The organism is Brucella pecoris, assembly GCF_006376675.1.
Lineage (GTDB): Bacteria > Pseudomonadota > Alphaproteobacteria > Rhizobiales > Rhizobiaceae > Brucella > Brucella pecoris.
The window spans coordinates 21,963-42,281 of the sequence record NZ_VEWK01000018.1 but is presented as its reverse complement, the minus strand read 5'-3'; the positions used below and the strand labels follow the sequence as shown (position 1 = coordinate 42,281).

The following is a 20,319-nucleotide window of genomic DNA, read 5'->3' as shown; positions in this document are numbered from 1 at the left end:
TAAATCAACCCCTAAACCGAGCCGGAAACTCCAATCTTCAAAAGCACAAATAGTCTCAAATCATTCGACGACGGACAATCGACCCTTCGCTGCTGCCAACCCGTGCAACCGTGGGCGTTGCCGACTTAGGTGGGGATACCCTGATCGAAATCGTGATTTCCGCATATAAGTAGTCGATATTGAAACCACTCGTAGGGTTTTAGAAATGATGCCGTCGGCCGCATGACGGTCGGCGGCTTTTCTCGTCCCCAGTATCTTGCCTTTGCCCTTCCGCAGACCCGGGAGACCGATAAGACGCTCTGTTGCGGTGTGCTGCCGAATACGCAAGTATTCTCTCCCAGATCTCATCGGGCAAGCGATTTCATTGGTATTAGGATCAGTATCTGCAATTGCAAAGCTTGAAGTGCGGCTGCTTGAATGATTCCGGAATCTGTCTCGTTATTCAATCGCATCGCTCAAGTAAAACTGTCTAGTTTCCTAAAAGGAGAGACTGGTTTCGGGAGCGTGTGAACGTTGCTCCAATGACCGAATTGAAAGCGCAAAACAGTCCAGAGATCAGTCGCCCCTTCTCGCATTACTACTTGGCCACTTCCAATTCCCCCTGAGACAAAGAAAGGCTCGGACGACTAGGGGGAACTACCGCTGCTGGGCAAGAACGATGTGTAAACAGACAGGTTATATGAAGCCCTGATTTGGGAGTTATTTCACCAAGAGCTTCATACCCGCTTACCAAACAACATCGCTAACCCAAATAACGCCCCCGAAGCAGCGACGATGGCGAGTGCAATTGAAGGTTCACGCAGATTCACTGCCATTATGGCCGCGATAGCCCCCAAGGCCACAATCAGTGCACCTATTACGCGGGCACCCGTCGATCCGTAGAAATGAGTTCGGTGTACTGGTTTGTTAGCGTGCTGTTGCTTCTTTTGCCATTCTTGGAGCGCATTTCGAAACTCGCTGAACAGTCGTTTCCGGTTAGGCAAATCCAGCGGACTTACGAGCAGGGTTGGATAACCCGAGCGGACCAGCTTGAGGAGATTGTCATCACCCCAACTCGTCAAGTCAGAAAATGCAATTGGTGCACGGTGTGAAAACTCCAAACCATCGGAGGTGACCTTAATCAGATTGCGGGTTGGAAAGACTTTGAAGGTTATAAGCAATGGTACCAACAGGCCCAGCAGAGCAACTACTCCCGCGATGACCAGCGAACCACGATTGAAAATCACGAACAGAAAACTTCCCGCACTCAGCGCAAAGGCAACAGGCACCGCCAATTGATGCCATCGTGTATACACCGATACGCTAATTCCGTCCGCGCTATTCATGTTCAGGACCTTTCAGAAACGACTTTCGTAAAATTTCGGCACCTTAGATACCAAAAGCAACAATCATCAGGAGGAACACCTGCGCGCCAGTACCAGTCGTATATTTACGATGCCTATCGTTGGTTAGGGCCATCAATTCGCTTATTCATGTTTCAGCAACAGGTCGGGCCGCCGTCATACAACATGACAAGCACACCGACTATCGCTAGTAACTGAAATTAACCGTCTCAGACGAATTCAAACCAGTTCAAACTGGGCACTAGGTTTCTGTGAGATTGATCTGGATCATAGGTCTGTCATCGGGGTTTGGATCCACCACAGCTTGCACGGATTTCGTCCAGCCGACCAATGATCACTGCAATGCCGAAACAAACGGATCCAAGCCCAAATGATATCGTACCAAGTATCAGTCGTTGTACTGACGACGCTTCAACAATGAACAATAACCCAATCAGAATCTGAGCTACTCCGAGAATGAACACGACCATCTTCATTCTTTTTCATCCGGCCATGCTGGTTGGATACTGAACAATAACGGTACGACGGCTGCAAACAGCTCCATGCCCATCATTTAACAGCGGCGCAATCGAATTTAATGGCATCAATCTCTCCCGAAGCAACATTATATTCACTTACCTGAAGAAATGAGCACATATAAATCTTTTCTTCGTTCTGCAGAAACACATAGTTTCCAGTTGACGTTTTGATTTCATAGCCTTTCTCAACAAGATCAAGAATGGTTGGCTTTCGTTCAGCGATGGCTGTGGAAGTTATCGCAAGGACAACACCGAGTGTGGTGAACAAGATTCTCATTTTATTCCCATAGTAATACATTCGGAATGAACGGTCTTCAAAATTGACCCATAAAATACTTAAAGCCTGTCTTGATTCTGCACAACAGAAAAACAACCGTGCAACTCGAGTTCCAAACGCCGCATCCGCAAAACCAGCCCTGTTGGGCTGCCTTGCATGTTTGTAACGTACTTACGGATACCGAAAACAGCTATCCGATGGTTCGCCTGATATCGGATCGACAGCTTCCGGCTCCATTATTTCCGAGATCTGGACGAACGGCGTTGCGGTCAAATCCAGTTAATTGACTGACAATCCATCGCTCAGATGAGGTCGACCTCTCGGGCGATGGGTTCGTGTCAGAATAGCGGCGTTGACCCCATCAGACCCGTTCCATTGCCCATCAATTATAGCACCGTCCGACCCAAAGCACCTGAGAAGGAGAAGTTAGTGAAAATCTCGGCTGATGGGGAGAAATATGCCAATGCCAAAACCGCCCCCCACAACGCTGCTGACAATTGCAACATGGCCGTTCCGAAGCCGGACGAGAGCGACGGGCCCAGGAATGGTACGGCAACGAGCATGACGATGGTCGTACAGCCCCCCAGCCATCGCCCCCATTTCTTGAAAAAGAATAGAGATACTGGCGGGATGAGGATTGCAGCAAACGACACTGCTGCCAGAGCCAGGAAAACGGCGGGACTCAATACAAACGGAGGCAAAGCCTACTTGGCATATGTCGCTGCCAGTTCTTCCGAAACCTGCGCTGGAAAATACACTGCATCAACTGCTGTAGCCACAAGCGTCGCAATGTAGGAAAATATCAAAATGCGGAAACGCGTTTTTGTCATAACATAATCCATTGCAATCATCCTCATACCCTTGCAGGCATGCGTTTATGAGCCGGTTTTTTAAGTGAAAAATCCCTTTTGAACCAACGGCCTACCATCAGTCTGAAGTTGTAACCGAGGGAAAAGATCTTGCCGCTTTTATGAGCCTGCGATGTAAACGATCATCGACTGACTTCTCGTCCAATGCCGCTTTTATGGCTCCCTGGCCGGTCGTTCGCATCATCACGAGACCAAAGATTGCAGCCTCGCTTACCTTTTCGTCGTCAGTCCGCTTCAGGATGGCTATATAGGCGGAGGACAACCGTGGATCATTGTGAAAGCTACTGTTCGTGAGCCTCATTATATCAGTGATCTCTTCGGGATCGTTGGAAGCCTGCAGAACGGCAAATAACTGTTTTTCACCGGGCTCGCCGGTCGCCAGCAGTGCAGATACAAGTTCGGCTCTCTCCTCAATCCTATGTGCCCGGTTGAATGCATTGGCAAGCGCACTGGCGACGCGATCGCTGCCGTCGGTCTGTTTCCTGACTTTACCGGCGGCGAGGCTCAATTCGACTTCTGTTCGGGCGGAAGCGAGATCTTTCACGGCAGATTCCAGCAAAGCGTCATTTTTTAAGCCCGCCTTCCCGAGTGTTCGCGCAGCCGATTGACGTGCGCCGGCATTGTCGGATTTAAGCAAGTCCTTCATTTTGGCTATCGACCGTTCATTGAGTTCCGTATCGGCGAGCAAATGCGCGAGGTCACCGCTGAACCGGTCATTGGTGCTGGCGTAGAACGCGTTGTGTACAAGAGGTAGAACGTCTTCCCCCTGATAGACGATTGCTGCCGAAGTGGTGGCTCGCAAGGCTTCGTTTTCCGTTCGCTCCAGCAGGGTGAGTAATCCCGGACCGAATTCGGCGGGATGAGGAGCTACAACGGTGAAATTGGCAAGATTGGCTTCAAGTTGCAGATTTCTCGTTTCAAAAAGAAGTCTTCCGATAAGAGAGACTAGTTCAGGCGGCAACTCGATCGGCTCTCGCTTGAATTTCATCGGACCAACAATTCCGGCAAGGAGATAGGTGACCTCGATACGCTCATCGTCGTCCTTGGCTGCAGCTAGACGTTTTGTCAGACTCGGCAGAGCGTTAGGGCCAAGTGCAATAATGCTGCGCGTTGCAGCAAAGTATGCTTCTTCGCTTTGGGCAGACGCCATCGCTTCAAAAGCGTTCCGAACAGACGTTTCAACAGTGTCAGCCCAGGACGGAGCGCTCGCCGATAGAAATATCGCAATCAGACAGGCGGTTGAGAAGGGGGTCTTCATAGTTTTTCGGCGTTCCTAAATTTGAGTTTCCGAGAGCGGCTATGTGTAGCAAAAATCTCCGCATTCAATTCTGTAGTCCTGGCGGTAGAACTTTACGCTCATGGCGCTGCCACAAGGCGATAATCCAAAACAACCCCGCTACAACTGTGCCGTGGGTCGCCAGGAGAGCAAAGCCAAGGATTACTGAAAGCTGGCGGCCATGAAACCCATCGAAAGCAAGCATGAGCCCAGCGAGTATCCCAAGCCCCGCACCGCCTGAAAGTACAGCCTTCAAACTCAGCCAACCAAGATATCGAGCGATGAAGAATGCAGGTATTCCGAGAATTAATGCGACCGGGTAGCTGTACATGATGATTGGGAAGCCTCGAAAGCCTCCCATGACAAAGATTTGTAGTATTCCCGATGCAAGAGGTGACAAAGCAAATCCCAAAACGATCCTTGGGATAGCCATCATGTCCCTACCAGCGAACGCCCGCCAAGTGACCATCTGAGAGCCAGCATGACAGTAACGCAAACGATCAGCATCCCGCCGCTGGGAATGAACGAAAAAGATGTAGCCTGTTTCAGAATACCCATTCCTATGCATACCAGGATCTGAACGCCGGCGACCACCACTAGGATCGATCTGATTTCTCCACACGCTATCTCAGGCTGGACGATCGAAATGAGCCTATAATAGCCGTAGACGAAAAGCGGGACGAGGATGGTGGACAGTGCCAGAGCCGCCAGGTTCAGCAGCCAAGGCGTGTCGGAAAACAATTCCGGGGCGAAGACTAGCGGGACGATGAACAGATAGCCGGCAACGGTACTGGCGAGAAATGGTGGCCAGAGCAGAACCGTCAGCGAAAGTGTTGGCGCTGCTTCACCACCCTTTCCTGATAACAGTGCGTTGGCAACAACGATCATCCAAACGGCCAGAAGGATGACAGGGGTGGCGATCAGCCAGTCCATGGCGGGAACGGCGCCAAAGCGCGCCAGTTCGATTGATGTGACGAAATCAAGCGGTAACGCGCCGAGAAGTGGGATCGCCAGAAGCAACCAGACGCCATTGCCCAAATTGGGGAAGCGCGCCATGTCGTTTAGCCAGATCAACACTGCGGTAGTGCCGACGAATGAAACGATTCCGACACTTGTGGCTCCAGGAGATCCATCCACGACGTCCATGGCCGCCAGCGCGCTCATCATGCCGTATCCCTGGATGGCAGTAAGAAGGAGGACAATGAACTTGATGACTACGCTAATCCGAAAAGCATTTCCCGAAGAGGCAATCTGACAACGCGCCAAAGAGGGGAAGATCAGTTTCGCAATTTCCACATGGGCAAGCACAGTGAAGAGCGGCATGACCCCAAGCGCGAAGATGGAGAAACGCGCCAGCGCTCCGTTAGGAGAGTAAATCGCCTGCTCGGACAGTACAGACGTATCGATACCAGGCAAGGGGATTTGCGAGGCGACAAGAACGACGATGACTGCTGCTGTGACCGGTACAACTGATTGCCATAACAAGGTCGCCGATCTATCTGGCGGTAGAGAATCAATACTCATACAGATTATCTTACTCAATACTCGCCACATCTCAAAATGGGCCAGAATGTGTGAAGAGCCAGACGATCATTCTAGGCCGATATCTGCTTTGTCGCCCTATATTTGCTGGATTATTGTTGAATGCCGTTAACATCGTTCGGCAGAAATTGGCGTTTGTTTTTTCCAGTTCCCCATCTTACTTTGCAGATCAGCCAGTTTCGTCATGGATAGCGATTCAGGATATTGGAAGGCTGTGCAATATTGGTCGCTTCAAAATGAAGGATGGGACAATTGATGGAAGGAAATGAATGTCGAAACTATTGAGACCTTTCGTTTCTCTCGCAGTTTTTGGCGTTCTCACTGTCACTCCAGTTTTGGCCCAGGAACATCAGGAAAGCATCGTCTTATCCGTTTCACCGAAAATAGTACGGTGGGCCGACGTCTATAAAGTACGACCGGAGCGAGCAGATGATCCTTATTATCATGTACGGGTCATTGAGCGGCTAACGGACTGGAAAGTCTGGCAGTTCAATGAGCTGGCCTTTCATATGGCTGTAACCCCGAGAGCATTGGAAGCGAGCCGCATCGACAAGAAGGCGAAAATCTACAGTTATAAGGACGTGGAGATTCGTAGCGCGTATCATCGGTGGCTGGATGAGCCAGCAACGCGATCCGAAGTTCCCGTTTGCGATACGGACATTTTGAGCTGCATTAAAAAATTACCACCGCAATAAACGAGGAGCCGTCCATGCAAGGTTTGATCTATGGCACAGTTCTTTCCGCATTGCTCTGCAATGCGGCCACCGCCGCAGATACTGGCGGCGTTGCCTTTCAAAATGAACTGGCGGCATGCGTGACGGTCAAAGCCTCAGAAACTGAGACGAAAACGAACCTCGTTTCAGTCAAAACCAATTTTCAATTATCCAAGCCAATTGGTGACTGCGGGTGCTTTTCGGCGCGGGCAGCATATATGAGCAGCGTCAATATAGGAGGCGTGCGAGAAGTATTGCAGCAAGGCGTTATCGTGATCAGTAAGAATGCAACAAAGTCTCTCGTTCTTGCGAGCGAACCTGGACTGGCCGCCAATCGGGAAATCCAGATCCAGTTGACTTGCGCAAGTCCAACATAGGTCATCATTTCGATATCGACTATACGTCAGCACCGTACCGAAAGGGCCCACAGTGCTTAGAAAATTTTTTTGGCGATTTTACTTGCAACAACGTTCGGCGTTAGTGGGATGATTAACGGCTGGCCCATAACAGCAATAACTTGCGGCATCATCGTGTTAATATTGATTGTATTCTTCTTTATTTTCGAGAATATGGCGAAAGAGCATTATACCAACAGCGATAAATGAAGGGACAGGTCGTAATTACTTCAAACTATTTTGGCCGGATTTGCGATGTCTTCACATCTGACGGTGGAGGCGACGAACACATCAAATTTGCCACGCTTAGGCGCCAAGTTTGTCGGTGAAAGTCCATTCAAGACCAAAGCCATAGCACTTCATTAGCTCCGCCAGCATCCGCTTTGTCGCCTTCCATCCTCGTGCTATTAAAAACTCCTGACATAATAGTGGCGTTGCGCCAATGGCTCAATTCCGCTCCAGTGTACCGCGACCCCATGTGAATGGAAGTAACTCACGCTCATACCCTAATGGTTGAGGTGGTATGCGAATATAGCGTTCCAATCAGAATGGAAGGTGAGAACAATGGCGCGACATATTCGGGAAAACAGTTTTCCCAGGGCCAATTCTGGATGAATACGGTTGTGCGAACTGAAAAGCGAGATAAAAAGGCTCTGACCGATCGAGCTCAAGCTGCCGCGCAGAACGCGGGGTTTGGAGTTTGGGATCGTAGTTTGCGTGTCAATCGTCACCATGATCGCGTCTGGATGATTACCGGTCTGGTCGCCGTGTTCGTTGCCCCCTTGCCTTTTCTGGCTGCTGGTTTCTGTTTGTCTGGTCCCTGGTGGGGCAAGCTTTTGAGCCTGAGTGTCGGCCTTGCTGTACTGGCGTTCGGACTGTTCGTATCCGCAGGTGTCGCTGCTCAGATCATGTCAGGCACTGGGCTTGCGCATTTCTTTGAGACCGGCCTCGTGTTGGAGCGCACGAAAGGGGAAATGCATGCTTCCCACTATGACGAAGTGAGCGTGGATTATGTAACCTGGACAGAGAGCACAAATGATGCGCCGCGAAAGCAGATCCGACTTTGGGTTAAAATGGCAGAGAGTCGGGTGGTCATGCTCGATGCAGGAAATGCAGCTGAGCACGCGAATGCGTCATGGATCGCGATGAGATTGGGGCTTTCTCCAACACCGCAGACCATTGAAGAACCGCGCCACATGCACCCAATGTGGTGAACAGGAAAGCTTATTGTTGCGCGTGACAGCTGTGTTGGACAGTGTCTGGCCATCGGCAGCAATTTGAACTGAGTTCTCAAACCTGCCGGTCTGGCCCCTTCCCCGACAGTTAGCCAACTTGTGTCAAAAAGGCTGCTTTGAGGCGAGCGTCCAATCGAACGACAGAAATACAAGCCGCTCAGCTGCCACAGTTTGGTCCCAGCCAAAGATAACTTCCCGACGCAACCGCCCGAAGTTTGCTAGTCTGCTTCCTATGCGAGATAGTAATACGCCCGGATCCTGGGTTGGAAAAGGATTGAGGGAGACGGCGCTCGTTCAAGGAGATTCACGTTAGAAAAGGCATGATATCTACGCCGTCGCCCGGAAACACAGTGATGTGCGGATGGTCTTGAAACATCCTTGCGGCGGCATCAGCCGTTTCCGCTTCCACGACTAGATAGCCGCAGTACGGATTCACCGCTTCGGTGACACCGTCCTTTGTCACACGCGTCGTCTTGCCCACCATACCGCCGCGATCAAGGATGAAAGCGGCATTGCGTTCTTCCCATGCCACCCATTGTGGTATGCCGGCCGCATCGACAGCATCCTGCTCGGCTTTGGACAGGCTTCGAAACGAAGCGAGGTCTTCGGGCTTCATAGTGTAAACAGCGAGAAATCGGGGCACCGGCGTTTCCTCCCTCTCCATTGAACGCTGTCAGTTTACATACTGCGCGTTGAAAAGCACACCTGTTGTTCGGAGGTGGACGTATGATCACGGTTGCACGGCCGCAATGCGGACTTCGTATCAGTCATGAGGACGATCAGAATGGCCCATCGGCTGACATTTCCCGCATGAGAAAGCAGCGGATGATTGGAAGCAAGCAATTCTTCGAAATGTGCCTCCAGCAACTAATGGCCTGTCTCTTCCAGGTGCGGATCGCTCAATTGTGTCTGGACTGGATACGAACCGCAAAACATCTCCACGTGCCCGCGGGGGCTCCCGAAATTTCCGGGTCGAGAATGATCTTGCTACGCGTATGGTCTGGAATCTCAAAATTCCTCAATCAATCCTTCGTATGTCTTGTTTATCTCTTTCACATCCCGCCGATATTCATCTACGATCCAGTCGCAAATATCGTCAATGATGAATTCGTTCGATTTAACCGAAGTCACCAAATCACAACGTCTTCCGGTTGAAACCACAACTGAATGAGACGGAACCAGCGAACCATTAGCTAGCAACGTCGACACGACACTTAGCCAGCCGATAGCATTGCCTTGTCCCATAAGTGCGGCCTGGACAACGACATTGTAATCGGAGAACTGAAGCTCCCGCGCTATCTCTTTGAGTGCATCTCCAGAATACAAATCAGCCCATCTGAACTGCGACCCACTGAGAGTAATCACCTGATTCAAACCCGACCGGGATTGTGTAGAATTTAAGTCGAACGCAGGAGATCGCACAGGCATCAGAAGCTCAGGCATGAGAGGGTAAACTCGATGCCGATCATCCACTTTCGGATCGAACCGCATCGCGATATCGGCGTCGCTAACCGGACAATCGAGTGGACCAATGATCAATTGCCACTGAATCTCTACATCTGGAAATGCTACCTGAAACTTATTCATTCTCGGCATAAACCAATGCGTAGCGAAAGCTCCTGAGACCGATATTCGCACCGTCAGTCGCTTCGTTTGTGCGATTTGCCTTATCCCGGTTAAGACACGTTCTATATTGGAAAAGCTTTTAGAGACTTCAGCAAAGAGATCACCCCCATGTTCCGTTAGTTCTGCTCCCGTTGGAGTTCGCTTGAAAAGTTGCATACCTAGATGCAGCTCCAATCGTCCGATAGTCCGGCTAACGGCGGGACTTGTTACTCCGAGCTCGCGGGCTGCGTTTGCAAATGTTCCGCACCGGACCGCTGCCTCGAAAGCTACAAGTGCGTTGAGGGATGGAAGAAGCCTTCGAATGTGTGACATTACAAAATGTAACCTCCGAGATGACTATTATTAGAATTGATGAAGTTGTCCCCGGCATCCCAAAGTGGCCAGACAGCTGGCTTTTGCCCGGAACAGGAGAGACAATTTTCATGGCCTTCGAAAATTTTAAAGTTCTGACTTTTGATATTGTGGGAACGTGTATCGACTTCGAGAAAGGTATTCTGGACGGTTTCCGCTCCGCAGGAGGAGATGCAGCAAAGACACTGACTGACGAGCAGATTTTCCAGCCCTATCTCAAAGCAAGAGAAAGATTTCCGGGACGTGCAAGTGAAGTCATGCGCGACGTTTATCTCTGCGCTGCAAAGGAACTCGGACTGTCGGATGACAGCGCTGCGGGTGACAAGTTCCATAGCCATTTCTTTGACTTCCCCGCATTCGAGGATTCTGCTGAAGCGCTCAGACGATTGCGCAGACACTTCAGACTGGTTGCCATGACTAATTATGATCGCGTCGGCTTCAGCGCAAACGCGAACAAACTTGGCAATCCCTTTCATGACAGCGTCACTGCTGACGACGCCCAGTATCCGAAACCAGATCCGCGTTTCTTTTCCTACAACCTTGGGCGCCAATCGGCTTTCGGGTTTAAGCAGGATGAAATTCTGCATGTGGCCCAAAGCCAGTATCACGATATTGGCGTCGCTAAAGAGCTTGGGTACAAGGTTTGCTGGATCGAGCGTCGACAGGGCCTCGAGGGCTTTGGCGGAACACCAGTTCCCAAGGTTGTGACGAAGCCGGATTTCCATTTTTCGACTTTGAGGGAACTCGCAGATGCAGTCGAAGGTGAGAGACAATAACTTGTAAGCAAGCTCAGGGTTTTTCCAAATGCGAAAATTCGCCCCCCCTAGATCATTGTGGCGTGAGACTGCAACGCCACCCCTCGACTGCAATACACTGGAGGCGGATATTGCGGCCGATGTGGTCATCATCGGAGGTGGATATACCGGGTTATCTGCAGCGATAAGAGCAATCGAACGTGGGTTGAAGCCTGTCGTCCTTGAAGCACAAGAAGTCGGCTTCGGCGCCTCTGGAAGAAACGGCGGGGTGGTATCGACGAAGTATCGTGTATCGTTAAACACCATGGCGCAAGCTCACGGTAAGCAAGTCGCTCAACGCATGAACGCGCTGGGTCATGCGGCGATGGATTGCGTTGAAAATTATGTCGAGCAGTTTCAGATCCGAAAGGCAAATCTTTCCAAAACCGGAAACATTCGCTGTGCGCATAACGAGACCGCATTCGCGATGCTCGTGGAAGAAGCAAAGACGACCCGGGGCGTATTCGGCGATACGAGTATCACCGTACTTAATGCTAATGAAGTTGCGAATGAGACGGGAAGCACGCGCTTCTTCGGAGGTGTTTTGAACTCCCATGCCGGCATCATTCATCCTCTCAATTACTGCCGAGGTTTGGCCAATGCAGTGCTCTTGGGCGGAGGCCTGATTTACGAGAACAGTCCTGCTCTTCGTATCATCGAAGAAGGTTCGGAAAGACGTATTTATACGAAAGATGGATCGGTCAAATGCAAACAGCTTCTGATCGCAACCAATGCCTATTCTGACATCACCTCTGTTACCAATGAGGTGCGAAAGACCATCATTCCGTTCAGGAGCGCAATCATCTCGACCGAAGCGCTGCCTACCTCTGTTTTTGACGACATTCTTTGCAACAATCGGAGCTACAGCGAGACGCGCCGAATGATGCGCTGGTTCCGACGCAGCGGAGACTGCATTCTTTTTGGTGGGAGAGGCGCATTCGGCAAAAATGACTCTGCTGCCGCTTATTCCACCCTTGCCAAAGCAATGTATGACACCTTCCCGCAGTTGAACGGATACAGGGTCACCAATCGTTGGTCGGGGCTTGTAGCTATGACTATGGACAGCCTTCCTCAAACTGGACTGATCAACAAGAATGTTGCGTTTTCGCTCGGCTACAACGGAACCGGCATTGCAATGTCGAGTCTTCTTGGGCGCTACGCGATTGACCTGCTGCAAGGCGAAAAGCCCGATCTGGCGCTGGTGCAGCGCCAGAAGCCAGAAGACATTCCTTTTTTCTCGATGAGAGCGCCAGCCGTTCGGACAGTAGCAGCATGGTATCAGCTGCTGGATAAAATCGGACGCTAAACACGCTCTCCAAATTCTCAAAGCGGACTGCATATTCTTATTGCATCCAACATCGCAGAGTGAACGTTCCGACTGGCCAGAGCATCTCCTATCCGATGAAGCTCAAAACCGGGTCTGTCGCGGACAGGTTGAGGCTTTACGTCAACCATGGCACGCAGATCGGTCACACCGTTGTTTGAAGAACTGGATCGAAGAGCCTCAAAAACCTCGTTGGATGGCACGCTCCCCTGCTCCACAACAACATGATCAACCACAACCGTTTCTGTATCCCGGTTAATGTCGTTCACAAGCGTTGCGACCAAGCGGTTGTCCTGGCGATGGACTGCCGTCAAACGCGTTTCAGTTTTGGGATATAGACCGAATTTTAGGAAGAGCTTTTTCCAGCGAACCCGCTCGGCATAAGTCAGCTCTTCGCAAATTTGGGCATCAATCGTGATAAATTGGACCTTGGCTCCAAGACCAATCGCCTTCTCAGCTGCCAAGGGAGCTGGATGTCGTCCGGTACCATCGATGACCAGTACTTCACCCGATAACTTCGACTGACCAGCAAGGATATCCCAGGTCGAAACGCACAGATCGCTTCCATGCAGAAGATCGATTTGAGGCATGCCGCCCGTTGCCAACAAAACAACATCTGGATTCAGCGATCGAATCTCATTTTCATCGAGATAGGCGTTTGTTTGAAGCGACACACCAAGACGATGGAGTTCGGCTACCCGCCACTCCACGATGCCCATGAGGTCACCGCGCCACGATCCTTTCGCCCCAAGAAGAAGCTGACCGCCGAAATCGGACGCCGCTTCAAACAACGAGACCTCATGGCCACGTTCGGCGCATATTCTGGCAGCCTCAAGGCCTGCGGGCCCGCCGCCAACTACGACGATTTTACGTTTGCCATTCTCTGTTTTCGCAAAAACTTGAGACAGGACCGTCTCTCTTCCTGTTGCCGGATTATGAAGGCAAGCAGGACGATGCGGCGACTGGCAATGCGTGGCCCCTACGCATGGCCGGATTTCGCTTTCACGTCCCGACGCGATTTTACTAGCAAGGTATGGATCAGCGATCTGTGCTCTTGTCATGCCTGCCATATCCATTTTGCCTTCACGGATAGCGTACCGCGCGGAAGCCGCATCCGAAATGCGCGCAGCATGGAATACCGGAATGTCGAGTTCTTGGCGGAAGCGCCCAACCGGCTCGACCCACGGTGCGAGTGGCGACCCCATTCCAGGCATAGCATCTTCGGCAAGTCCACGGGTCGTGTCCATCATGCCGTAGATTGCATTGAAGAAATCAATCCCGCCAATATCGCGAAGTGCCTGAGCAACTTTCAGGGATTCCTCAAAACCCATCCCGCCATCGGGCCCCTCATCGACGGCCATGCGAATACCAACGACGAAATCATCACCTACGGCCTTCCTGATCGCCTCATGCACCATCAGCGGAAAGCGCATTCGGTTTTCAAGCGATCCACCGAAGCGATCGGTTCTGCGGTTTGAAATCGGTGACAGGAATTGTCCGATCATGTGACCACCGGCATGGGTCTCGATGCCGTCCAATCCCCCCTCCTTACATCGCAGTGCCGCCGTGGCAAATGCCTTCACAACACGATTAATATCGTTCTCATCCATTTCTCTGGGTATACTGCGATGAAGTGTCTCCCGGAGGGGGGATGGCGCAATCATCGCCAACCTGTCGCCTCCATAGCTTTCACCGCGTCGGCCCAGATGGGTGATCTGACACATGAGCGCTGCACCGTGGCGGTGCATACGCTCGGCAAATTGCTGAAAATGAGGAATGATGTCGTCTGTTCCCACATTCAATTGTCGAAAAACATTCGGTGAATCGATATCAATATTGGACGATCCACCGAACATCGACAGCGCAATTCCACCTTTGGCCTTTTCTTCATGATATCGTTGATAAGCTTCAAGCGGCATTCCATTGACTTCCAGTCCACACGCATGGCTGGTGCTCATGATGCGATTGCGAAGTTCAAGGTGCTTGAGTTTCAGCGGCTGTAACAGTGGGTCATTTTTGACACTGTTGGAGGCTTGCTGGTACATCGCTTTTCCCTTTAGCTAATAGAAACCCGTTCACACCAAGCGGCCGGCTTGGTATGTTCCAGATGCTACTGATGATTGTCGTGTCGTTTTAAGTTTAGAATATCTGACTTAAGAACTGCTGGGTCCGAGGATCCTTTGCTGAGGTAAAGAACTCTTTCGGCGGAGCATGTTCTACGATAACGCCTCGATCTGTGAAGTAGATGTGATCGGCTACTTCGCGCGCAAAGCCCATTTCATGGGTAACCAGGATACAAGTCATCCCATCGGATGCGAGTTCCTTTATAGTCGCCAACACTTCCTTTACAGTCTCGGGATCAAGCGCAGCGGTAACTTCGTCGAAAAGCATAACGTCCGGACGCATGGCCAGACTTCGCGCGATGGCCACACGTTGCTGCTGGCCACCTGACAACTGACCCGGATATTGGTTTTCCTTGCCGGTAAGTCGAACTTTTGCGATCAAGGAGCGCGCTCGTTCCTCAACTTCCTGTTTTGGTTCGCGCAGAACCTTGATCGGTGCCATCATTACGTTCTGCAAGACTGTCTTATGCGGAAACAGATTGTACTGCTGAAAGACTATTCCAACTTTTCGCCGCAATGCGAGTTTGTCGAGCTTCGGATCATTCACCTCCTGTCCGTCAACGATTATCGATCCCTTTTGCACTGAGCTTAGACCATTGATGCAACGAATAAGAGTGGATTTACCCGAACCAGACGGGCCTATGATGCAGATCACCTCACCTTTGCGAACGTCAAGGCTGATCCCCTTGATAACTTCCAGATCGCCATATGCCTTGTGCACGTCCTTTAAAGAAACCAGAGGGCGCGCATCGATGTTGTTTTTAGACAGCATATCTTTTCTCCAGTTTCCTTGTCAGGAGCGCGATTGGATAGATGTACGCGAAGAACAAACAGAGTAAGAACAGGTAGAACGGAAAGAGAAACTCCGGCCGTCCGCCAGACGCTTCCATTGCAGCCTGCGCATTGGCAACTGACTCTCTTACGCTGAAAATCGATGCCATCGGAGTAGAGAGCGTGAGAAGCGCATACCAGTTCATCCAAGGCGGAATTGAACGCCGGAAACTCTGCGGCAGAATGATATTCCAAAGCGTTTGAACACGGGTAAACCCAAGACTTTCGGCCGATTCCCATTGTCCTGACGGAATGGAACGAACCGCGCCGCGGACGATCTCGCTTATGTTACCCATTACTGGAAGTGCGAAAGCGACCGTTGCTTTCATCCAACCCGGGAACGGTATTACAATCCCGCCCGGTAGACGAAAATCCTCAGGCATCATGTACATGGTGATAAAGAGAATGACGAGCCAAGGCGAGTTTCTAAGCAGATGCGTTACCAGACGGGCAACGGCGCTTACCGGCCTTAACAAACTGATCTGCATAAGACCCAGAAAGATTCCGAGAACTGTCGCCAAGGCCATCGCTAGAAAACTCATATAGAGGTTCAGAAAAAAGCCACGCAAGATAAAGGGAATCCAACCGAAAAGTATCTCGACTGCTGTTGGCGTTTCGGCATTCGTTGTTTGTGCATAAGCGATGCACAGCGACCCAAAAAACACGGCGAAGAGAATAATTCCGTATCGCAAAGAGAACGCGGTAGAAAATGCCGCTACTCCAAATTGCGAAGGAACGATTGTGAAAGCGCGCCTATTCATGTTCATACCCCGGAAGGGCCAAACGGCGTTCGAGTGCATGCAGGAACCAGGCAAGAATACTCACAACGGCCACATAGAAAAGGAAAAGCACCAGAATCATCTCAGGAACGTTGATGTTGTCCGACCAAACCTGATTAAGGACATAGGTCATCTCTGGAACGGCGATAACATAGGCGAGCGAGGTTGTTTTGGCCAAGCTCACCAGATTATTCGTCAACGCTGGTAGGCTAATCCGAAAAGCCAGTGGGAGTGTTACATACATATAGATTTGCCAGTTCGAAAAGCTGAGGCTTTCAGCGGCCTCTTTTGTTGTTTCAGGAACGGCTTCCAGGCCTGCCCGGAATATCTCGACGTTGAATGCCCCGCCAAAGATACCGAGCGAGATTACTGCCCACCCAAAGGAAGAAATGATAGGCTCATAATATCCCCCCATGTCCACGGCCGGTGTGAACGCACCCAGACCGAAATAGAAGAACAAAAGCTGGATCATCGGAGGTGTATTTCGAAACGCCTGGATATAGGCATCGACCGCCACGCGAATAATTGCGCTTTTTGACGTTTGTGCCCAAGCCCCTAAAACGCCGATCACTAGCGACAACAAGATGGAAAACGCCATGAGCCGCAGTGAAATCAACGCTCCTTCGAGAAAGCGGCTGAACTCGTAGTCGTCATAGAAGACAATAAAGTTCAAGCCCGCAGTCTCGTTCAGATTGCGGAAGAAACTTGATATATATTCGATCATCATCACTCCGAGCTACTGCTGATCAGAAACTACGAGCCTCACTCTTTTGGCTCGAGGTAAGCGGTATCCCAATGGAGTTTCTTATTTTGCTCAGTGAACCATTCAGACGGTGCAACTTTCCATTTCTTGGCAAGTTCAATCAGCGTACCATCAGCTTGCCAACGGTATGCCATGCCGGCCATGAATACGCCCCAGCCCTTATCTCGTTCTTCAAGAGGGACAGCTGCAGCCCAAGGGTTGTTATAGAGTGCTTGAACTGGCATCTCGTAATCCTGCCACTCCGGTGTCTCCAGATCAGCCATAATGCTGACGTCATCGTAGACCCAGGCAATGCAACGTCCGGCGCGCAGAGCTTCCTTACCCTCGGCATTTCCGGTAAATGCAATCAGCTTAGCTTTCAATTGCCGCTCGACTTGTTGGTTATAATAGTTTCCCTGCTTTCCGCACACTGGCTTTCCGGCAATATCGTCCCAACTTTTGATGACACCTTTCTTGGCAAGCAAGGTTGGTCCCGACGCCCAGTAGGCAGGTTCAATGATGCCGATGACTTTGCGACGTTCCGCGGTATCGTACATACCACCGACAATCAGATCGATCCGGTTCTGTTGGAGGAACTGCATGCGGTTCGCAGATGTAATAATCACAGGCTCGAGTTTGACACCTAGTGCATCCGAGACGCTTTTGGCGAGATCAACTTCGATGCCTTGGAGATTGCCGTCTGCACCAGGAAAAGACCAGGGCTTAAACGCCCCTTGCAAACCAACACGGAGAGTACCGCGCTCCAGGATTTCCTTCAACCGCTCGCCTTCGGCATGAGCTTCACTTGCAAAAAGCGAAATCGCCATAGAAAGCGTGGAAACTGCCACCAAAGCAAGATTTTGATGTCTGCGCGTACCCATTTCAGTTCACTCCTCTTTTTTGTTTCGTTATGATTTTGCAGGTTCTCCCGAACGGTGAATTTCCCGTTGGAATTGAAGAAACCTGTCTACTTCCCGCTCGATCTGTTCGGGCTCCCATCCTAGCAGATCGGCAATTTCATTGGCTGCATCTGTGGCAGTGGCCCGGTCTATGTGCCGCCCCCAACCGATGCCGCTGCGTGTATAGAAGATACCTCTCAGATCATGGGCGTGTTCGTGCGATACGTAGTTTCGAAACGATGGTGTGATCGCATCCGTGCCCAGCGGCGCATGCGTGCGTTGCATTTGGCTTTTTTGCCGATGGCGCCGTACAGGAGTGTTTGCATCTACCGTGGCCAGGAGCTCTCTTCCTGCACTCAGATGGCTCATGACCGGCCCGGCGGTCATCGCAAAAATTCCTGGGTAGCCCCTTCCCTTCAAATCATGGATTTGCCTAACTCTATCGCCGTCGGGGTTTTGGGGATTGAAGGTCAACGGTCGCACACCAGCCCAGGTAAATTCGACATTCCGTCTCGTCAGGTTGAGAGCGGGGAGAAGAAAATTGATTTCATCGAGTAGAAACTCGATATCGTCGTCATCTGCGCTAACGTTACTGGCATCAGATTCGAAATAGGTTTCCGTCGGACCAATATGATAAAGGTCCTCCTTGAACGGCAGACAATAAATAGGCATCCCCAATCTGTTGAGCGCCGCCACCCCGTGCCCATGGTAATATTCAGGCAAGCGAACAACGATATGGGCGCCCTTCGTCCCATGAATTAGGCGATCATTCTCTCCTCTGAACACGGGCTTTAGAACGTCGTCTATCCATGTTCCGGCTAGATTGAGAATAATCGGTGCAAATACACTGCTTGTTTCACGATCTGCAGAGCTAAGATCAACCTGCCAAAAACCCTCAGCGTTTTTTTCCTTAATGCTGGCGATAGTGAACAAACGAATATCAGCGCCGAGTTCTTCAGCTTCAATAACTGCATCGACGCAAAGCCTATCAGGCCAGTCAATTATATATTCGCGGTAAGTCGCTATAGACCGCAGTTGATTTCGATCTCGTAGATCCTTTGCTAGGGGCACAGAGGTGTCAAAGTTGCGTTTGTGCCGTTGGTACTCCAGTGGCAGACGGCCCGACCCGAGGCGCTTCAAGAGCGAAAATCCAATATCCAGGTGCCATCCACGCAACTCATCTGCTTCGTATAAGGGAAAGCACATTTTAAAGGGTTTGCATCGTTCCGGCCGGAGGCGCACCAGTTCTTCTCGCGCGTTCATTGCAGCACGAGCCATGGAAACCGCATTCTTCAACTTATAAGGTGACGATGCGAAAGTGCGGACCGGCTGCTTGGTCTCAAAGTATCTGAGACCGCAGTGCAATATTCTGGACGACCTGCTCGATGCGCCATTTGCGAAATCACCCATTTCGACAAGCAGAACCTTATAGCCAGCGGCGCAGAGTTCGCGGACAGCGCTGGTACCGTTAATACCGCCACCTATGACGATCACGTCATAACTTTGGTCCCGCGCAGTCTCCATGTTCATTTAGCTGTTCCCCTCCTCTGTGTCCGACGAGTACAACAGCTAATTCGGAATGCTCAAAATAGAAAAATCGGCCTCCATTATGCGGTAAACGCATAATGATTAGGAGCGGGGAAATTCCTGACACTTAACAATTTTTGTCAGTTAGAAATGCGGCAACTTCGCCAAGACTGCGTCTCGTTCGCTGAACAAAAGGTCTAGAAGTGCTTCCGACACGCGACTTTGTGGACGGGAATAGGGACGAAGTAGCGCCACATTGAAAGGTATTTTCGGCAGAAATGGCACCAATTTTACACGCTCATCCAGTTGGTGAATGGCTGTGTAAGGGTCTATTAACGCTACGCCCAGTCCAATTTTGGCAAATTCGTATGCGGCAGCGGAAATTGTCGTTTCATAAGCTGGGTCGAGTTTTTCACCTGACGCGCGGAACGCTTGTGTAATGATCGGGCCGGCAGCGGTGAATGAGGCGAACGAAACAAACGGCACGTTCCGAAGATCCGGCGGTTCAATTTTGTCACGGTTGGCTAGATGATGGTCACACGGTACCGCAGCAATATATGGGGCATCGCTGAAAACTTCTGTTTGGAAGCCGGATCTGCGGAATGGGAGTTCAGCTAGACCGAAATCTAGTTGCTGTGACGCAGCCCACTCTTCGATCTTGGCAGAAAGACGTATATTCAGCTGAACACGTGTCTGCGGCCAGTTGGCTTTAAACTTCTTTAGCGCCTGGGGCATGAAACTTATCCCAAGGGCAGGCATAACAGCGGCAGTAACGCGACTGGTCTCACCTTCGGCAACCGTTGCCGCAAAATTTCTCAGAGAGTCGAGAGACGTATAGGCTCGATCGATTTCATCCAGAAGAAGGTGCGCAACCGATGTCGGGGTAATCAGTCCTTTTCTGCGCTCAAATAGAGTGACACCCAATTCGGTCTCAAGCTTATTCAGAAGCCGGCTGACGGCTGGTTGACTTCTCCCGATAAGTTCGGCAGCCGCACTCACCGTTCCAGTTAACATCACTGCCCGGAAGGCTGAAAAGTAGATGAGGTTCATCCCCACTTCCCAGTTCTGTTTCCCTGGCTTTTTCATCAGATATCATCCCGACATTTTAGTTGCGGCACACACTCGCCTACAACAGTGTCAAGGGCAAACGAAAAT

The 20,319-nt window shown here is 50.9% G+C and carries 20 protein-coding genes and 1 pseudogene; 6 read left to right on the top strand and 15 right to left on the bottom strand.

Translation table 11 applies throughout. The annotated features are described in order from the left end of the window. Positions 1–92: 92 nt before the first annotated feature. Positions 93–173 (top strand): annotated as a pseudogene (locus tag FIB18_RS25265) (RidA family protein); the annotation flags it as partial. A gap of 543 nt (positions 174–716) precedes the next feature. On the opposite strand, the gene FIB18_RS22605 reads toward FIB18_RS25265, so the two are convergent. From FIB18_RS22605 to FIB18_RS22585, 6 genes are all read right to left on the bottom strand, one after another. Further along, positions 717–1,325, bottom strand: coding sequence for a hypothetical protein (locus tag FIB18_RS22605; protein ID WP_140022964.1), 609 nt, complete (start codon positions 1,323–1,325; stop codon positions 717–719). A 567-nt stretch (positions 1,326–1,892) separates the two neighbouring features. After that, positions 1,893–2,129, bottom strand: a complete 237-nt coding sequence (locus tag FIB18_RS22600; RefSeq protein ID WP_407921872.1) for a hypothetical protein — start codon at positions 2,127–2,129, stop codon at positions 1,893–1,895. A gap of 713 nt (positions 2,130–2,842) precedes the next feature. Then, entirely contained in the window at positions 2,843–2,980 is a 138-nt protein-coding gene (locus FIB18_RS24885) for a hypothetical protein (RefSeq protein ID WP_158295732.1), read from the bottom strand. 85 nt (positions 2,981–3,065) lie between these two features. Beyond that, positions 3,066–4,265, bottom strand: coding sequence for a hypothetical protein (locus FIB18_RS22595; RefSeq protein ID WP_140022960.1), 1,200 nt, complete (start codon positions 4,263–4,265; stop codon positions 3,066–3,068). A gap of 64 nt (positions 4,266–4,329) precedes the next feature. After that, positions 4,330–4,719: a hypothetical protein gene (locus tag FIB18_RS22590; RefSeq protein WP_210296191.1), complete on the bottom strand. Its 390-nt coding sequence runs from the start codon at positions 4,717–4,719 to the stop codon at positions 4,330–4,332. Continuing rightward, a complete protein-coding gene (locus FIB18_RS22585; protein WP_235894954.1) occupies positions 4,716–5,807 on the bottom strand; it encodes a preprotein translocase subunit SecY in 1,092 nt (363 codons plus the stop codon). The genes FIB18_RS22590 and FIB18_RS22585 overlap by 4 nt, the downstream gene beginning before the upstream one ends. A 287-nt stretch (positions 5,808–6,094) precedes the next feature. On the opposite strand from FIB18_RS22585, the gene FIB18_RS22580 reads away from it, so the two are divergent. From FIB18_RS22580 to FIB18_RS22570, 3 genes are all read left to right on the top strand, one after another. Then, entirely contained in the window at positions 6,095–6,520 is a 426-nt protein-coding gene (locus FIB18_RS22580; RefSeq protein ID WP_140022956.1) for a DUF5086 domain-containing protein, read from the top strand. 14 nt (positions 6,521–6,534) lie between these two features. Then, positions 6,535–6,915 carry a DUF2195 family protein gene (locus FIB18_RS22575; RefSeq protein WP_140022955.1) on the top strand — a complete coding sequence of 127 codons (381 nt, stop codon included), beginning with the start codon at positions 6,535–6,537 and terminating at the stop codon, positions 6,913–6,915. A 566-nt stretch (positions 6,916–7,481) separates the two neighbouring features. Continuing rightward, a complete protein-coding gene (locus FIB18_RS22570; RefSeq protein ID WP_140022953.1) occupies positions 7,482–8,147 on the top strand; it encodes a hypothetical protein in 666 nt (221 codons plus the stop codon). Between the two features lie 325 nt (positions 8,148–8,472). On the opposite strand, the gene FIB18_RS22565 is transcribed toward FIB18_RS22570, so the two are convergent. Next, positions 8,473–8,811, bottom strand: coding sequence for a hypothetical protein (locus FIB18_RS22565; protein WP_168436680.1), 339 nt, complete (start codon positions 8,809–8,811; stop codon positions 8,473–8,475). Positions 8,812–9,176: 365 nt separating this feature from the next. Beyond that, the gene (locus FIB18_RS22560; RefSeq protein ID WP_140022951.1) at positions 9,177–10,106 is read right to left on the bottom strand and encodes a LysR family transcriptional regulator; all 930 of its coding nucleotides are present in this window, start codon (positions 10,104–10,106) and stop codon (positions 9,177–9,179) included. A gap of 110 nt (positions 10,107–10,216) precedes the next feature. On the opposite strand from FIB18_RS22560, the gene FIB18_RS22555 reads away from it, so the two are divergent. Beyond that, entirely contained in the window at positions 10,217–10,921 is a 705-nt protein-coding gene (locus FIB18_RS22555) for an HAD-IA family hydrolase (protein WP_140022972.1), read from the top strand. A 28-nt stretch (positions 10,922–10,949) separates the two neighbouring features. Further along, positions 10,950–12,245, top strand: coding sequence for an NAD(P)/FAD-dependent oxidoreductase (locus tag FIB18_RS22550; RefSeq protein ID WP_140022949.1), 1,296 nt, complete (start codon positions 10,950–10,952; stop codon positions 12,243–12,245). A gap of 17 nt (positions 12,246–12,262) precedes the next feature. Here the strand turns inward: FIB18_RS22550 and FIB18_RS22545 are convergent, their stop codons facing one another. From FIB18_RS22545 to FIB18_RS22515, 7 genes are all read right to left on the bottom strand, one after another. Beyond that, positions 12,263–14,308 (bottom strand): NADH:flavin oxidoreductase, encoded by a 2,046-nt coding sequence (locus tag FIB18_RS22545; protein WP_140022947.1) that lies wholly within the window; start codon positions 14,306–14,308, stop codon positions 12,263–12,265. A 94-nt stretch (positions 14,309–14,402) separates the two neighbouring features. After that, the gene (locus FIB18_RS22540; protein WP_140022945.1) at positions 14,403–15,158 is read right to left on the bottom strand and encodes an amino acid ABC transporter ATP-binding protein; all 756 of its coding nucleotides are present in this window, start codon (positions 15,156–15,158) and stop codon (positions 14,403–14,405) included. After that, positions 15,148–15,978, bottom strand: a complete 831-nt coding sequence (locus tag FIB18_RS22535) for an amino acid ABC transporter permease (protein ID WP_140022943.1) — start codon at positions 15,976–15,978, stop codon at positions 15,148–15,150. The genes FIB18_RS22540 and FIB18_RS22535 overlap by 11 nt, the downstream gene beginning before the upstream one ends. Continuing rightward, on the bottom strand, positions 15,971–16,720 hold the full coding sequence (locus tag FIB18_RS22530) for an amino acid ABC transporter permease (RefSeq protein WP_140022970.1): 750 nt from the start codon (positions 16,718–16,720) through the stop codon (positions 15,971–15,973). Before FIB18_RS22530 ends, FIB18_RS22535 begins: the two co-directional genes overlap by 8 nt. Positions 16,721–16,758: 38 nt before the next feature. After that, on the bottom strand, positions 16,759–17,619 hold the full coding sequence (locus tag FIB18_RS22525; RefSeq protein ID WP_328596264.1) for a transporter substrate-binding domain-containing protein: 861 nt from the start codon (positions 17,617–17,619) through the stop codon (positions 16,759–16,761). A 27-nt stretch (positions 17,620–17,646) separates the two neighbouring features. Next, positions 17,647–19,167: an FAD-dependent oxidoreductase gene (locus FIB18_RS22520; RefSeq protein WP_140022941.1), complete on the bottom strand. Its 1,521-nt coding sequence runs from the start codon at positions 19,165–19,167 to the stop codon at positions 17,647–17,649. 141 nt (positions 19,168–19,308) lie between these two features. Continuing rightward, positions 19,309–20,250, bottom strand: coding sequence for a LysR substrate-binding domain-containing protein (locus tag FIB18_RS22515; protein WP_235894953.1), 942 nt, complete (start codon positions 20,248–20,250; stop codon positions 19,309–19,311). Positions 20,251–20,319 lie beyond the last annotated feature (69 nt).

Excerpts from the sequence above, each read along its gene's own strand:
- FIB18_RS22605 (WP_140022964.1), bottom strand. The coding sequence starts at position 1,325 with ATGAATAGCGCGGACGGAATTAGCGTATCGGTGTATACACGATGGCAT.
- FIB18_RS24885 (WP_158295732.1), bottom strand. The coding sequence starts at position 2,980 with ATGGATTATGTTATGACAAAAACGCGTTTCCGCATTTTGATATTTTCC.
- FIB18_RS22595 (WP_140022960.1), bottom strand. The coding sequence starts at position 4,265 with ATGAAGACCCCCTTCTCAACCGCCTGTCTGATTGCGATATTTCTATCG.
- FIB18_RS22590 (WP_210296191.1), bottom strand. The coding sequence starts at position 4,719 with ATGATGGCTATCCCAAGGATCGTTTTGGGATTTGCTTTGTCACCTCTT.
- FIB18_RS22585 (WP_235894954.1), bottom strand. The coding sequence starts at position 5,807 with ATGAGTATTGATTCTCTACCGCCAGATAGATCGGCGACCTTGTTATGG.
- FIB18_RS22580 (WP_140022956.1), top strand. The coding sequence starts at position 6,095 with ATGTCGAAACTATTGAGACCTTTCGTTTCTCTCGCAGTTTTTGGCGTT.
- FIB18_RS22575 (WP_140022955.1), top strand. The coding sequence starts at position 6,535 with ATGCAAGGTTTGATCTATGGCACAGTTCTTTCCGCATTGCTCTGCAAT.
- FIB18_RS22570 (WP_140022953.1), top strand. The coding sequence starts at position 7,482 with ATGGAAGGTGAGAACAATGGCGCGACATATTCGGGAAAACAGTTTTCC.
- FIB18_RS22560 (WP_140022951.1), bottom strand. The coding sequence starts at position 10,106 with ATGTCACACATTCGAAGGCTTCTTCCATCCCTCAACGCACTTGTAGCT.
- FIB18_RS22555 (WP_140022972.1), top strand. The coding sequence starts at position 10,217 with ATGGCCTTCGAAAATTTTAAAGTTCTGACTTTTGATATTGTGGGAACG.
- FIB18_RS22550 (WP_140022949.1), top strand. The coding sequence starts at position 10,950 with ATGCGAAAATTCGCCCCCCCTAGATCATTGTGGCGTGAGACTGCAACG.
- FIB18_RS22545 (WP_140022947.1), bottom strand. The coding sequence starts at position 14,308 with ATGTACCAGCAAGCCTCCAACAGTGTCAAAAATGACCCACTGTTACAG.
- FIB18_RS22540 (WP_140022945.1), bottom strand. The coding sequence starts at position 15,158 with ATGCTGTCTAAAAACAACATCGATGCGCGCCCTCTGGTTTCTTTAAAG.
- FIB18_RS22535 (WP_140022943.1), bottom strand. The coding sequence starts at position 15,978 with ATGAATAGGCGCGCTTTCACAATCGTTCCTTCGCAATTTGGAGTAGCG.
- FIB18_RS22530 (WP_140022970.1), bottom strand. The coding sequence starts at position 16,720 with ATGATCGAATATATATCAAGTTTCTTCCGCAATCTGAACGAGACTGCG.
- FIB18_RS22525 (WP_328596264.1), bottom strand. The coding sequence starts at position 17,619 with ATGGGTACGCGCAGACATCAAAATCTTGCTTTGGTGGCAGTTTCCACG.
- FIB18_RS22520 (WP_140022941.1), bottom strand. The coding sequence starts at position 19,167 with ATGAACATGGAGACTGCGCGGGACCAAAGTTATGACGTGATCGTCATA.
- FIB18_RS22515 (WP_235894953.1), bottom strand. The coding sequence starts at position 20,250 with ATGAAAAAGCCAGGGAAACAGAACTGGGAAGTGGGGATGAACCTCATC.